The sequence below is a fragment of the Clostridium rhizosphaerae genome, from assembly GCF_016765585.1.
GTDB lineage: Bacteria > Bacillota > Clostridia > Clostridiales > Clostridiaceae > Clostridium_AT > Clostridium_AT rhizosphaerae.
In genome coordinates this window covers 469,670-484,999 of the sequence record NZ_JAESWC010000001.1, presented here as the reverse complement: position 1 = coordinate 484,999, position 15,330 = coordinate 469,670, and the positions used below count along the sequence as shown (strand labels likewise).

The window sequence follows — 15,330 nt, the reverse complement described above, 5'->3', positions numbered from 1 at the left end:
TAAAATACTGTTTTATGAGAAAATAAAGTGCATATAGTTTCAAGAGAATCATAAAAATAGTATTGACTATAGAAAAATAAAGCAATACTATAGAATTAGAGCGAAACGTTTTGTGAATGTAGGTGAATATATGGCAGCGACGATAAAAGATGTAGCTAAGTACACAGGGTTATCTATTGCTACGATATCTAAATTTATTAATGGCGGAAATGTTCTTGAAAAGAATAGAATGGTCATCGAAGAGGCTATAAAAACTCTTGATTTTAAAGTAAATGAATTGGCCAGGGGATTAAAAACAAGTAAAACGAAGACTATAGGTATTTTAATACCATCTCTTGAAAACATATTTTGTACTAGTGTTGTATCCAGCATAGAGAATATACTTCTTCAGTATGGTTACAGTACCATTATATGCGATTATAGAGATGATGCTATATTAGAAAAAAAGAAACTAGAGTTCTTAATGAATAAAATGGTAGACGGACTTATTATTATGCCTTTGGGTGAAAATAATGGTTATATTAAAGAGGTATCAGAAAAGGGAATTCCTATTGTTTCAATAGATAGAATATTAAAGTCAATAAATTGCGATATGGTCTTAGTGGACAATTTAAATGCTTCTTATGATGCAGTAGAACATCTTATTGTAAAAGGACATAAAAGAATAGGGATAATATGTGGACCTGAGGAAGTGTATACTGCACAGGAAAGACTAAAGGGATATCTAAGGGTACATGAGGATTATTCTATGGAAGTAGATGATCAGCTGATAAAGCATGGAGATTACAAGCTGGAAAGTGGGTACGAGATTTTGATGGAGTTTTTAGACATGGATAATCCACCTACGGCAGTTTATGTAACAAATTATGATATGACCCTAGGAGCAATTATAGCAATCAATGAAAAAAATATTGTAATTCCAGAGGAACTTTCTATAATTGGATTTGATAATCTTCAAATGGCTAGAATTTTTAAACCTGCGCTATCTATAGTAGTGCAGCCTATGAAGGAAATTGGAGAAACAGCAGCAAGTGTTTTACTGAAAAGACTTGCTGGGGACTTAAGCGGGTTTCCGCATATAGATAGATTGAAAGCTGAAGTTGAATTTAAAGATTCTGTAAAAGCTTTAATTTAAATTTAAAGATATGTATACAATTTGCGTTTTTATTTTCACATAATGAATGATAAAAACGCATACCTATAAATGTAAAGCTAAACGTTTAGCTTTATATATAAATAAATAGGCAAAACGTTAAAATAAAAGGAGGTTGAAGAATGTTAAAGCATATTCCAAAGATTATATCGCCAGATTTAATGAAAATCATGATGGAGATGGGACATGGAGATGAAATCGTTATTGCGGATGGAAACTTTCCGGCTGCAGCTTGTACAAAGAGATTAGTTAGATGTGACGGGCATAATGTTCCAGAACTTCTGGATGCAATTCTAGAGTTTTTCCCACTAGACCCTTATACTCAAAAGCCTGTTTCTTTAATGCAGGTGGTTCCTGGAGATACAGTTCAGCCTACTATATGGGAGGAATATAAGGAAATAGTTAAAAATCATGATGAAAAGGCTGCTGAATTTGAATTTATAGAGAGATTTGAATTTTATGAAAGAGCAAAAAATGCATATGCAGTTATAGCAACAAGTGAAGCTGCTTTATATGCAAATATTATATTAAAAAAAGGTGTAGTATAGGAGGGGAAATTTAAAAATGAGTAACAGATTAAATGGAAGTTTACCTAAGGTAGGAATTAGACCTATTATTGATGGCCGCAGAAAAGGTGTAAGAGAATCTTTAGAACAACAAACAATGAATATGGCAAGAGCCGTAGAAGAACTTATAAAAGAAAATTTAAGATATCCAAGTGGAGAAGTGGTTGAATGTGTTATAGCAGATACTACTATAGGCGGTGTTGCAGAAGCAGCAAGATGCGCAGAAAAATTTTCAAGAGAAGGGGTAGGTTTAACCATTAGTGTAACTCCTTGCTGGTGCTATGGTACAGAAACAACAGATATGGATCCGCATATGCCAAAGGCGATCTGGGGTTTCAATGGTACAGAAAGACCAGGTGCAGTTTATTTAGCAGCAGCCCTTGCTGGACACAGTCAAAAAGGATTACCTGCCTTTGGAATCTATGGCACAGATGTAAAGGATACAGATGATAATAAAATTCCAGAGGATGTAAAGGTTAAGCTTTTACAATTTGCAAGAGCAGGACTTGCTGTTGCAATGATGAAGGGAAAGTCTTATTTATCCTTAGGAAATGTTTCAATGGGGATTGCGGGTTCAATAGTAGATTCAAGCTTCTTCCAAAAATATCTTGGAATGAGAAATGAATATGTAGATATGTCAGAGTTTATAAGAAGAATTGAAGAAGGCATTTATGATAAGGAAGAATATGAAAGAGCTTTAAAATGGACAAAGGAAAATTGCAAAGAAGGAAAAGACATTAATAAAGCAGAGTACATAAAAACAAAAGAACAAAAGGATAGAGATTGGGAAACTGTTGTAAAAATGACCCTGATAGCAAGAGATTTAATGATTGGAAATCCAAAGCTTGCAGAAATGGGCTTTGTTGAAGAAAGTGAAGGTCATAATGCTATAGCAGCAGGCTTCCAAGGACAGAGACATTGGACTGATCATTTTCCAAATGGAGACTTTATGGAGGCTATGCTTTGCTCATCCTTTGACTGGAATGGAATAAGAGAAGCCTTTGTTTTAGCTACTGAAAATGACAGCTTAAATGGAGCATCTATGCTGTTTGGGCATCTATTAACTAATACTGCTCAAATTTTCTCGGATGTAAGAACCTATTGGAGTCCAGAAGCAGTAAAACGAGTATCGGGAAAAGAGCTAGAAGGACATGCAAAGAATGGAATTATACATTTAATTAATTCAGGAGCAACTACTTTAGATGCAACAGGACAGCAATGTAAAGATGGTAAGCCTGCAATGAAGCCGTTTTGGGAAATTACAGAAGAAGAAATGAAAAAATGTCTGGATGCTACAGAATGGGATGCAGCAGAATATGAATACTTTAGAGGGGGCGGATTCTCTTCCTGTTTCTTATCTAAAGGAAATATGCCTGTAACTATGTCAAGAGTAAATATCATTGACGGATTAGGGCCAGTGCTTCAAATAGCAGAAGGATATACAGTAGATCTGCCAGAGGATGTACATGCTGCCTTAGATAAACGTACAAGTCCATCATGGCCAACAACTTGGTTTGCACCAGTATTAACAGGTAAAGGTGCATTTACAGATGTGTATTCCGTAATGAACAATTGGGGAGCAAATCATGGTGCCATAAGTTATGGACATATAGGTTCAGACTTAATAACTCTCGCTTCTATGCTTAGGATTCCAGTATGCATGCATAATGTTTCTGAAGATAGAATATTTAGACCAAGTACATGGAACGCATTTGGAACAATGGATAGAGAAGGAGCGGATTTTAGAGCTTGTGAAAACTTTGGACCTCTTTATGGAAGAAAGAGGGGATAAGATGGGTGCTGGGGACAGTTTGCAATTTTTGGCCTTTGATCTTGGAGCAAGTAGTGGGCGTGCTTTTGTCGGGGAGTTTAAAGATAATAGACTTACATTAAAAGAAATACATAGGTTTCTAAATGAACCGGTTATGTTTTCAAAGCATCTTCAATGGGATATATTAAGGCTTTGTCATGAAATAAAGCAAGGAATATTAAAGTGTAAAAACCAGGGCTACAATATAGAAAGTATAGGAGTAGATACCTGGGGTGTGGATTTTGGACTCTTAGATGAAGATGGAGAACTAATGAGCAACCCATATCATTATAGGGATGATAGAACTCAGGACATTATGGAAAAATGCTTTGAATACATAAAAAAAGAGGAATTGTTCAAGGAAACAGGACTTCAATTTGCGCCTTATAATACAATTTATCAGCTGCTATCCATGATAGAAAATGAAGATAAAAAACTTTATAACGCAAAGACACTTTTGCTTATGCCGGATTTAATTAACTATATGTTAACTGGAGAAAAGGTATCAGAGTTTACAGAAGTTACAACTACTCAGCTATATAGCTATAAAAATTCTTATTGGAACGAGGAAACCTTAGAAAAATTAAATATTCCTAAATATATATTTACCTCAATTATTAAGCCAGGAGAACAAGTCGGGATATTAAGAGAAAGCATTTGCAAGGAGCTCGGAATATCGCCAATTAAGGTAATTGCAGTAGGAGGCCATGATACCGCTTCAGCAGCAGCTGCAGTTCCTGGACTTGGAGAAAATCATGTGTTCATAAGCAGTGGCACGTGGTCTTTGCTTGGAATAGAAAATGATAAGCCTATTATCAATGAAAAAGTATTTCAATATAACTTTACAAATGAAGGCGGCGTAAACGACAAAGTTTTATTGCTAAAAAACATAATGGGGCTTTGGATACTTCAAGAGTGTAAAAGGGCTTGGGAAAGGGAAGGTAAGAACATAGGGTTTAGTGATATGGTTCAATTGGCGGAAGCTGAAGCAGGGGGACGGTGTTTTATAGACCCGGACAATGATTTGTTTTATGCGCCGGGAAATATGCCTGAAAGAGTAAGAGAATTCTGCAGAAATACAAATCAATTTGTGCCTGAAACCATTGGCGAAATCGTAAGATGTGTAGAGGAAAGTCTTGCTTTAAAATACAGATGGGCAATCGAAAAGCTGGAAGAAATAACTTCGAGGAAGATAGATACAATTCATATGGTTGGAGGCGGAATACAGGATAAACTATTGTGTCAGTTAACTGCGAATGTTACAGGAAAAGAAGTTATAGCTGGACCGGTAGAAGCAACAGCTATTGGAAACATAATTGTGCAGGCACAGGCGGTTGGTATAATTAAAAACATTGCCCACGGAAAAGAAATTATAATAAATTCCTTTGAGATTATAGAGTATAAGCCATTAGATAATGAAAAATATACAGTTAATTATGAGAAGTTTTTAAAAATAATAAATAAGTAAATGACCTTTAAGGAGGTAAAAGTCCTAAATGGACTTTTACGGGCAACCTGCGAGTGAAGGCGAGCGTGCTTAGGTTGCCCCGTGGTACAAGACAAAGTCCTAAATGGACTTTTACGGGCAACCTGCGAGTGAAGGCGAGCGTGCTTAGGTTGCCCCGTGGTCCAAGACAAAGTCCTAAATGGACTTTTACGAGTAATTTTCGAGCGGAGCGAGAGTTTTAAATTACTCAGTGCTTCCGATTAAAAGGAGGAAAGAAAAATGAGTTTTGAAGATGAAATTAAACAGCAGATCTGTGAAATTGGAAAAAGAATTTATATGAATGGATTTGTTGCAGCAAATGATGGAAATATAACTGTAAGAATAAGCGATAATGAAATTTTAGCAACTCCAACAGGAGTTAGTAAGGGGTTTATGACTCCTGATATGATATGCAAAGTTAATTTAAAGGGAGAAGTAATATCTGCAAATGACAAGTACAAACCTTCTTCAGAAATTAAAATGCATTTAAGAGTTTATGAAAAGAGAGCAGATGTTAAGTCAGTAGTACATGCGCATCCGCCTTATGCTACAAGCTTTGCTATAGCTGGGATACCACTTGATAAAGCAATTATGCCAGAGGCAGTTATATCCTTAGGCAGTGTTCCAATAGCGGAATACGGAGCTCCTTCAACTAATGAAATACCTGATGCTGTTGAAAAATATCTGCAGCATTATGATGCAGTATTACTCGAAAATCATGGAGCACTAAGCTACGGTGCTGATTTAATAACTGCATATTATAAAATGGAGTCACTTGAGTTTTATGCTAAGCTGACAGCTATTTCAACTCAGTTAGGTGGAGCAAGGGAATTGAATAAAGAGCAGGTCGCTAAACTATATGAACTAAGAAAACATTATGGATTAACTGGAAGACATCCAGCTGATTCATGTGAAAATGATCCTCATGATAATTGATTGAGTATATAATTAAATAGTTGTTAAAAAACAGGAAAACTGTGTTGAAATTAACGCAGTTTTTCTGTTTTTAGACATTATTTTAAACTACATCTTTGTAGAATTATTCTGGTTTTTACTTTTATAAAAATAAATATACGAACAATATTGTTAACTTAAAATTAATATTCGTATTTTATATTGACTGGTAAAATCTACTCTGTTAATATTAATGAGTAGTTAAATGACATACTTAATGGTGTGGAGGGGATTTTAATGAAATATGATGTGGCTATTGTTGGAGCAGGGGCTAGCGGAATATTCGCAGCTTATGAGATGGTCAAGTTAAATCCGAACATTAAAATTATTATGATTGAAAAAGGAAATGCTCTTGAGAAAAGGACATGTCCTATAGATGGGAACAAGATAAAGACCTGTATACACTGCAAGACCTGCAATATAATGAATGGCTACGGAGGAGCGGGAAGCCTCTCTGACGGAAAGTATAATATAACAAATAACTTTGGTGGAGATTTATATAAATATGTAGGCTATGAAGAAGCTATGAATCTTATGTATTATGTGGATGAGGTTTTGTGCAGCATGGGCGGAGCAGAAGCTAAATTATATTCAACTGCTGCTTCAAAACTTAAAAGTGAAGCTTTAAAATATGATTTACACCTTTTAGATGCTAAGGTAAGGCACTTAGGAACAGATAGAAATTTAGTTATTTTGGATAACATATATAAATTTTTAAAGGATAAGCTAGATATAGTATTTAATACTGAAGTTCAAGATATAAGTAACACGAATAAAGAATTTGTTGTTTACACAAAAAATAATGAGTACGTGTGCGATAATCTGATACTTGCTACAGGACGATCAGGATCAAAATGGATTTCTTCAGTTTGTGAAAGACTTGGAGTAAAGACAGAAAGCAGCAGAGTAGATATAGGAGTGAGAGTAGAGCTTCCAGCTGCTGTTTTTGAACATATAACAAGTGATGTGTATGAAAGTAAAATAGTTTATAGGACTAAGAAGTACTCTGATTTTGTAAGAACCTTCTGTATGAATCCTCATGGAGAAGTAGTAAGTGAGAATACTAATGGCATAGTTACTGTTAATGGACACAGCTACTCAAATCCAGAACTTCATACTGAAAATACAAACTTTGCACTATTAGTATCAAATAATTTTACAGAGCCCTTTAGGAACAGCAATGAATATGGAGAATCCATAGCAAGGCTCAGCAACATGCTTGGAGGCGGTGTTTTGGTTCAAAGGTTTGGAGATCTAGTAAGCGGCAGAAGAACTAATGAACACAGAATGTCTAAGAGTTTTACAAGACCTACTTTGAAAGCTACTCCTGGTGATTTAAGCCTAGTATTGCCTAAAAGACAGTTAGACGATATTATAGAAATGATTTATGCTTTAGATAAAATAGCACCTGGAACAGCTAATGAAGATACTCTTTTATATGGAGTTGAGGTTAAGTTCTACAACTCAAAAGTTGAAGTAGATAATAACTTAGAATCTAAAATAAAAGGCTTATATGTTTTAGGTGATGGTTCAGGAGTTACTCATTCTTTATCCCAAGCTTCGGCAAGTGGAGTTTATGTGGGAAGAATAGTAGCCAATAAATTTGAAGAAAAAGGAGATAATTAATATGTCAGCATTCGTAGTTTTAGGAGCACAATGGGGAGATGAAGGAAAGGGCAAGATGACAGATTTTCTTGCTGAAGAAGCTAATGTAGTTGTAAGATTTCAAGGCGGAAACAATGCAGGGCATACTGTTGAGGTTGGTGATAAGCAATATAAGCTTCACTTGATTCCTTCAGGAGTATTGTATGAAGATAAACTTAATGTAATAGGTAACGGTGTAGTGCTAGATCCTAAAGCTTTCTTTGAAGAAGTAGGGTATTTGGAAGATTTGGGCGTTAAAATAACTCCTGAGAAATTAATAGTAAGCGATAGAGCACAGCTTATTATGCCTTATCATAAGCTTTTAGATAAGTTAAAGGAAAAGGCAAGAGGCAAAAATGATATAGGAACAACAGGAAAAGGTATTGGACCATGCTATACAGATAAGGCAGAAAGAAGCGGGATTAGAGTCTGCGATCTTATGCATAAAGAAGTTTTTAAAGAAAAGCTCCAAGAGAATATAAGACTTAAAAATGAAATTATAACTAAGGTTTATGAAGAAGAACCTTTAAACTTTGACGAGATTTATAATGAATACATAGCATATGGCGAAAGATTAAGACCATTTGTTCAGGATGCTTCTGTAAGAGTATATGATGAGATTAAAAATAACAGTAAGGTTTTATTTGAAGGAGCACAAGGTATGCTTCTTGATATAGATTATGGAACTTATCCTTATGTAACTTCCTCAAATACTATTGCAGGCGGTGCTTCTGCCGGAGCAGGCATAGGACCTACAATGATAACCGGTGCTGTAGGTATTGCAAAAGCTTATACAACAAGAGTAGGTAAAGGACCATTTCCAACAGAGCTTGAAGATGCAACAGGTGAATGGATAAGAGAAAAAGGAAAAGAGTTCGGCGTTACAACAGGTAGAGCAAGACGCTGCGGATGGCTTGACCTTGTTATACTTAAGACTTCAGCTAGAGTTTCAGGACTTACAAGTCTTGTAGTAACAAAGATTGATACTTTAGCAGGACTTGATAAGTTAAAAGTCTGCACAGGTTATAAGTTTGAAGATAAAGTTATTGATTACTTCCCAGCAAGCCTTGAAGATTTAGCAAAGTGTGAGCCTGTTTATGAAGAGTTCGACGGCTGGGACGATAGCGTTGCAGATGCAAGAATCTATGAGGAACTTCCTGAAAATGCAAAGAAGTACCTAAAGAAGATAGAAGAATTCACTGGAGTGCAAATAGGAATAGTTTCAGTAGGACCAAGAAGAGATCAAACTATAGTGGTTCATGAAATATAATGGAGGCTGTTATAATGAGAGATTTATATAGTACACCTTTAAACAGCAGGTATGCTTCAAAGGAAATGTCTTATTTGTTTTCTGAGGAAATGAAGTTTAAAACTTGGAGAAAGCTTTGGGTGGCTTTAGCTGAGGGTGAAAAAGAGCTTGGACTCAATATTACGGAAGAACAGCTTGAAGAATTAAAGGCTAATGTAGACAACATAAACTATGAAACAGCTGAGCAGAGGGAAAAAGAAACAAGGCATGATGTTATGAGCCATGTTTATGCTTACGGAGTTCAGTGCCCTAAGGCTAAAGGAATAATACACCTTGGGGCTACAAGCTGTTATGTAGGAGACAATACGGATTTAATAATAATGAAGGAAGGTCTTCTTCTTATCAGAAAAAAATTAATTAATACAATAAACGCTTTAGCTGCCTTTGCATTAAAGTATAAGAGTGTTCCAACTTTAGGGTTTACTCATTTTCAGCCTGCACAGCTGACTACAGTAGGCAAAAGAGCAACTCTATGGATGCAGGACTTAGTACTTGATCTTGAAAACTTAGATTACGTTATAGAAACGCTGAGATTTAGAGGAGTTAAGGGAACTACAGGAACACAGGCAAGCTTCATGGAGTTATTTGATGGAGATGAAAATAAAATAAAGCAGCTTGATAAGTTTGTTACAGAAAAAATGGGCTTTAAGGAAAGCTATGCGGTAACAGGGCAGACCTATCCTAGAAAGGTTGACTCTATAGTTTTAAATACATTATCTGAAATTGCTCAAAGTGCTTATAAATTCAGTAATGACTTAAGACTTCTTCAAAGCATGAAGGAGGTAGAAGAGCCTTTTGAAAAAAATCAGATAGGTTCCTCAGCTATGGCTTATAAGAGAAATCCAATGAGGTCTGAAAGAATAAGTGCTTTGGCAAGACATGTAATAGTTAATGCCTTAAATCCTGCTATAACTGCATCTACTCAGTGGTTTGAAAGAACTCTGGATGATTCGGCAAATAAGAGACTTTCTGTGGCAGAAGCATTTTTAGTTTTAGATGGAGTTTTAAATCTTTATATAAACGTAGCAAGCAATCTTGTTGTATATGAGAAAGTAATAGCAGCACATGTTAATAACGAACTTCCTTTTATGGCAACTGAAAATATCTTAATGGAAGCAGTTAAGCAAGGCGGAGACAGACAGGAGCTTCATGAAAGGATAAGGGTTCATTCTATGGAGGCTGCTAAAAGGGTAAAAGAACAGGGTTTAAGTAATGATCTTCTTGATAGAATAATAGCTGATGATGCTTTTTCTATGAGCAGAGAAGAGATTCTTTCAATTATGGAAGCAGAGAATTTTATTGGGAGAGCACCAGGACAGGTGGAAGATTTTATAAATGATATAATAAAACCAGTCCTTGAGAAAAATAGAGATTTATTAAACGTTAGTGTTTCTATAAATGTTTAAAAAAGTAGTGCTATAACAAAAGAATTGTATTATAATAATAATGAAACTGAATATAAACAGTTTAGGTGCCCTAAAAGGGATAATAGGGAAAGTGGTGAAAATCCATTACAGCCCCCGCTACTGTAGACGGCAACGAAGCTAATTCCACTGGACTTGTCTGGGAAGGATGGCAGAGGTTATAAGCCGTGAGTCAGGAGACCTGCCTAGTACTGTATGTAAAACTTCGGAGGGAAGTTTAAACAGATGTGCATTGATAATAAAACAGTATTTTTGTCGTGCAATTATGTAATTACAAGGTATCTCCGTTAAAGGAGGTACCTTTTTATTTAGTCTTGCAAAAGGAGGATAGCTTGAATCTAATTTTATGCTAAGCGGGGGTAGTTATATTTCAAAACAATGATTTGGAGGAGAACAATGTTTAAAGATAACTATCAAAGGTTTAAAAAAATCACTATTATTTTACTTGGAAGCTTAATCTATTCAATAGCAATCAATGCTTTTATAGTACCCCATAGATTATTGAGCGGAGGTGCAGCTGGGATAGGAATACTTCTTCAGTATGTTTTTAATATTCCATCAGGCTATTGGGTATTTATTATTAATTTGCCAATATTCATCATAGGCTATAAGCTTGTAAACAAGGAATTTATTTTTTACAGCTTCATTGGAATGATATCTATGTCTTTATTTTTAGTATTAACGAAAAATGTCTTTAGTTTTCTAAAGGTTGAGGATATATTTATATCCACTTTGCTTGGCGCAGTAGTAAGCGGCATTGGAATGGGTATAATCTTCAGGATCGGAGCTTCTCAGGGAGGAACAGATATAATAGCGGTTATTATCAGAAGAAATAAAGGTACAGAAATGTCTACCTTGTATTTTATGATAAACAGCATAATAGTGGGATGCGGTATTTTTGTATCAAGTTTGACTATCACAGTATATACCTTGATTTTAATGTATATTAAGTCCATTGTTATAAATAAAGTTATCAATTCCTTTAATAAAAAACAGATACTTATGGTTATAACTTCAGAAGAAGAGGCGGTTTCAAAGGCTATAATGACTCAGTTGGGAAGGGGAACTACCTATCTATATGGAGAAGGTGCCTACACTGGAATTCAAAGAAAGATTATTTATTGTGCAGTTCTTGAAAACCAGATAAATAAAGTCAGAAGTATAATTCAGCAGATTGATGCTTCTGCAATGGTATCAATTATAGAAACTGTAGATGTTCAAGGCAATGGATTTCCAAGACCGGCCTTATAAGAGCAGAGGGTGCCGCAAAACACTTAAACTTACAAGGTGTTTTGCGGCACTTCCTTTTTTGATTAGGAGGGGTTATACCAGCCTCTAGACTGCATTTCTTTGAACAAGGTTTCAGCATGCCCCTGTTCTTCCTGCTGAATGTGCTGAAGCTGTTTTCTAATTTGAGGATCAACAGACTCTAATACTGCAGTGTTGTATGATCCGGATACATGCTTTTCAGTTGACAGTGCATCATTCAAAAGTTGTGCATCTGTTATCCCAAGGTTTGGCTGCATATTGGACAAATCACCTTGAGGTTTTACATAGCTTTCAAACATATTATATGTGTTTTCTCCATTGCTGCTTAACATGTTTTTAAGAGTTTGGGCATGCTGATGTTCTTTGCTCGCAAGATCAGTAAACACCTGTTTTATCTTTTGGTCAGAAGCCATTGCAGAGTACTGCTCATACTTTCTTATACATAGATATTCAGCATTTAAGTTGTCTTCTATCAAAGTCTTTTCTTTGTTTGTTAAAGGCATAGTGACGTCCCCTTTCGTTAATATATCGGATATAGTATTAGTAAAATATATAAATAATATAAGTATATTGCCAAATAAATTGCCGCAGGGCTTTGCGTGGAAAATAATATATAATCCTAGTGATTACTTTGCTACTGTTCTAAGGTTCGTGAAGCCATAAAACTAAGAGCCTCTAGGAATTCGCTTTAACTTTTGCTATCTTTAAAGCAAGCCTAGAATACTTTTGCATTATATATAGTTTGAACATTAAAAAGTTTGGCGCTGTCTAATAATAGTGTTAATATAAGTATGTTCTTTGATATTGTAGAAAGCAAATCAACTGCAAACCAGCATGACTGCAGTAAATATTTAAATATTTTTATAGGTTTATGTTTAAATATATGAATGATAAAAATGCCATTACTAGCTTTTAATAAGGACCTAAATTTTAATTATAAAAACAATCATTGAGTAAATGGTATAGATAGATAATTATAATTGCGTATAAAAGCTACATATGCTGGGTGTAAAGACCGAGAGTAGGTGTAGAAAATAATATTTTAATTTGATTGATAACTTTGCCCATGTTCTTGGCGAAGTAATGCTGAAAAGCTTAGGGCCTCTTCTCTGAGCAAGCTAAAAGTATTTTAAGTTTACTAAAGATTTTTTAAAGCCTGCAGCTATTAAAGTAACAAGAAGTCAAAGCGAATTTATAGAGGCTCTTAGCCTTTCGGTATTGCAAGCCTTAGAACATACGCAAAGGAATCATAAAGTAAAATATTATTTTCTACACAAGGCTCTAAGGTCTTTACGCCACAGCCTGCGGACATTTTAGTTCACAATTTTATTAAATGGTTTAATTAATATAAAAGTGATATAATTGATAATAAATATTACTTAAACTAAAGGTGATTTAATGGATATAAATAACTTGGATTACATATATGTAGAGAATGAAGAAAAGCTTGATGAAGTATTAAGCTATATAAGAGAAGCAAAAGTCCTTGGTGTTGACACAGAAACAACAGGTCTTGATCCTATAAATGATAGAATAAGATTATTGCAAATAGCCTGTACAGATAAGCCGGCAGTTGTTATTGATATGTTTAAGCTGAAAGAAGATGTGCTTTATAAGCTAAAAAATGTGTTTGACTCGTCAAGTGTTAAGGTGTTTCAAAACGCTAAATTTGATGTGGAGTTTCTTACAGCTAATGGCTTTAAATTCAGCGGGGCTATCTTTGATACTATGCTTGCTTCACAGATTATTGGAGACAGAAAGCTTCAAAGACACGGGCTTGGTGCTTTGGCAGCTTATTATTTAGATATAAATCTTCCAAAGGAAGAGCAAAAGAGTGATTTTACAGGAGCTCTTAGAAAAGAGCAGATAGAATATGCTGCAAAGGATGCGGTTATACTGCTTCCTTTGAGAGAAAAGCTTATTGAAGAAATAAAAAGATACAGGCTTATTGAGATTTGCAAGTTAGAATTTGATTGTGTATTTGCTGTTGCTGATATGGAGCTTAGCGGAATAAAGCTTCATAAGGAAAAATGGAATAAGCTTTTTGAAAAATATGATGCTCAGCTAAAAGAGCTTAGAACAAAGCTGAATGCAGAGCTTGGCTCGCAAGGCATGCAGACTAGTATGTTTGGTGAAGAAACCAGTGTAGATATAAATTTAGACAGCCAATCCCATGTTATAAAAGCTTTAGCTAAAAAGGGTATACAGTTAAATACAACCTCTCATGCAGAGCTCGTGGAATATAAAGATAAGCATGAAGTTATAAAGCAGCTTATAGATTATAGAAGAGTATCAAAGGCTCTTCAAGGCTTTTTAATTCCTATGGCTCAATATATAAACAAAACAACTGGAAGAATTCACTCAAGCTACAGGCAGATAGGTGCAGGCTCCGGCAGGTTTTCCTGCGGAGAGCCAAATGTTCAGCAGATTCCAAGAGGAAAAGAATTTAGGGAATGCTTTGTGCCTGAGGATGGATACAAATTTATTATCGCAGATTACTCACAAATTGAGCTTAGAGTAGCAGCAGAAATTGCGCAGGATAAGACTATGATAGAGGCCTATAAAAGTGGTGAAGACTTACATTCGTTGACCGCAGCTTTGGTTGCTAATAAAGACATAAAGGATGTAACAAAGGCTGAGAGACAGTCTGCAAAAGCTATTAACTTTGGGCTCATATATGCTATGGGTGCAAAGGGACTTCAGGGATATGCCAAAACTGTTTATGGAGTTGATATGACTTTAGAGCAGGCTGAAATATTTAGAGAAAGATTTTTTGATGCCTATAAAGGAATAGCAAATTGGCACATAAGAATGAAGAGGGCTTCGGATATAACTGAAGTAAGAACCTTAGCAGGAAGACGCTGCACTTTTGAAGGTGAAGCTGCAATAACAACCCTTCTAAATACTCCCGTTCAAGGTACTGCTGCTGATATTGCAAAGAAGGCTTTAGGAATGCTTGTGCCCGCAGCTAGAGAATTAAAAGGTCATATTGTTTGTACAGTTCACGATGAAATACTACTCGAAGTACCAGAGAATTTAGCTGAGGAAGCAGCTCTTAAGCTTAAAGCTGCAATGGAGAAGGCAGGAGAATATTATTTAAAACAGGTACCTGTTATAGCAGAGACAACTATAGCAGATTCTTGGGCAGAAAAATAGATTGAAAGAAGGCTTTAAAATGTATAAAAGTACAACAGAATTAAAGGTTAGATACGCTGAAACTGATCAGATGGGAATAGTACATCATTCAAATTATTATGTTTACTTTGAAGCAGCAAGAGAAGATTTTATACTTGGTGCAGGAATTTCCTATAAAGAAATTGAAGATAGGGGTATTATGATGCCGCTTGTAGAAACCCAGTGCAGATATATTGAGGGAGCTAAATATGCCGATGAGCTTATTATAGAAACTTCGCTTCAGGAGCTAAGTCCTGTTAAGGTTGTTTTGGAATACAAGGTTATAAGAGTTGAGGATGGAAGACTAATTTCAAAAGGTAAAACTATTCAGACCTTTGTAGACAGCAGAAGCTTTAAAATAGTGAACTTAAAGAGATACAATACTGATTTATGGGAAAGGTTTGAAAGACTTAAGTAATATTTTATGGAGTAACGAACCAAAATAAATAAGCTTCATATAATGTACCAAAAGATTATACCCCGGAAAAATAAGTGTACTTAATTATTTAAGTATCTGAAGAACTTTAGTTTTTCAGATTAT

At 35.2% G+C, this 15,330-nt stretch carries 12 protein-coding genes and 1 riboswitch; of the genes, 11 read left to right on the top strand and 1 reads right to left on the bottom strand.

All coding sequences use genetic code 11. From position 1 onward, the window contains the following. Nucleotides 1-130: 130 nt before the first annotated feature. The 9 genes from JK636_RS02415 (at nt 131) to JK636_RS02375 (ending at nt 11,597) form a co-directional block, all read left to right on the top strand. Entirely contained in the window at nt 131-1,135 is a 1,005-nt protein-coding gene (locus JK636_RS02415; protein ID WP_202747235.1) for a LacI family DNA-binding transcriptional regulator, read from the top strand. Between the two features lie 140 nt (nt 1,136-1,275). Then, nucleotides 1,276-1,701, top strand: a complete 426-nt coding sequence (locus JK636_RS02410; protein ID WP_202747234.1) for an RbsD/FucU family protein — start codon at nt 1,276-1,278, stop codon at nt 1,699-1,701. 16 nt (nt 1,702-1,717) lie between these two features. Then, nucleotides 1,718-3,511 carry an L-fucose isomerase gene (locus JK636_RS02405; protein WP_202747233.1) on the top strand — a complete coding sequence of 598 codons (1,794 nt, stop codon included), beginning with the start codon at nt 1,718-1,720 and terminating at the stop codon, nt 3,509-3,511. Then, complete coding sequence (locus tag JK636_RS02400) at nt 3,471-4,997, top strand: rhamnulokinase (RefSeq protein ID WP_338025713.1); 1,527 nt, start codon at nt 3,471-3,473, stop codon at nt 4,995-4,997. Before JK636_RS02405 ends, JK636_RS02400 begins: the two co-directional genes overlap by 41 nt. A gap of 258 nt (nt 4,998-5,255) precedes the next feature. Then, nucleotides 5,256-5,951, top strand: coding sequence for a class II aldolase/adducin family protein (locus tag JK636_RS02395; protein WP_202747232.1), 696 nt, complete (start codon nt 5,256-5,258; stop codon nt 5,949-5,951). 255 nt (nt 5,952-6,206) lie between these two features. Then, nucleotides 6,207-7,595, top strand: a complete 1,389-nt coding sequence (locus tag JK636_RS02390; RefSeq protein ID WP_202747231.1) for an NAD(P)/FAD-dependent oxidoreductase — start codon at nt 6,207-6,209, stop codon at nt 7,593-7,595. A gap of 1 nt (nt 7,596) precedes the next feature. Continuing rightward, nucleotides 7,597-8,883, top strand: a complete 1,287-nt coding sequence (locus JK636_RS02385; protein ID WP_202747230.1) for an adenylosuccinate synthase — start codon at nt 7,597-7,599, stop codon at nt 8,881-8,883. A gap of 14 nt (nt 8,884-8,897) precedes the next feature. Then, nucleotides 8,898-10,328, top strand: coding sequence for an adenylosuccinate lyase (gene purB / locus JK636_RS02380; RefSeq protein ID WP_202747229.1), 1,431 nt, complete (start codon nt 8,898-8,900; stop codon nt 10,326-10,328). 46 nt (nt 10,329-10,374) lie between these two features. Continuing rightward, nucleotides 10,375-10,550: riboswitch (cobalamin riboswitch) on the top strand. 192 nt (nt 10,551-10,742) lie between these two features. Beyond that, nucleotides 10,743-11,597, top strand: a complete 855-nt coding sequence (locus JK636_RS02375) for a YitT family protein (RefSeq protein ID WP_202747228.1) — start codon at nt 10,743-10,745, stop codon at nt 11,595-11,597. 62 nt (nt 11,598-11,659) lie between these two features. On the opposite strand, the gene JK636_RS02370 is transcribed toward JK636_RS02375, so the two are convergent. Continuing rightward, the gene (locus JK636_RS02370) at nt 11,660-12,118 is read right to left on the bottom strand and encodes a spore coat protein (protein ID WP_021655937.1); all 459 of its coding nucleotides are present in this window, start codon (nt 12,116-12,118) and stop codon (nt 11,660-11,662) included. A gap of 895 nt (nt 12,119-13,013) precedes the next feature. Here JK636_RS02370 and JK636_RS02365 point away from each other — a divergent pair. Then, nucleotides 13,014-14,771: a bifunctional 3'-5' exonuclease/DNA polymerase gene (locus JK636_RS02365; protein WP_202747227.1), complete on the top strand. Its 1,758-nt coding sequence runs from the start codon at nt 13,014-13,016 to the stop codon at nt 14,769-14,771. Between the two features lie 19 nt (nt 14,772-14,790). Then, nucleotides 14,791-15,207, top strand: a complete 417-nt coding sequence (locus JK636_RS02360; protein WP_202747226.1) for an acyl-CoA thioesterase — start codon at nt 14,791-14,793, stop codon at nt 15,205-15,207. The last annotated feature ends 123 nt before the right edge of the window (nt 15,208-15,330 follow it).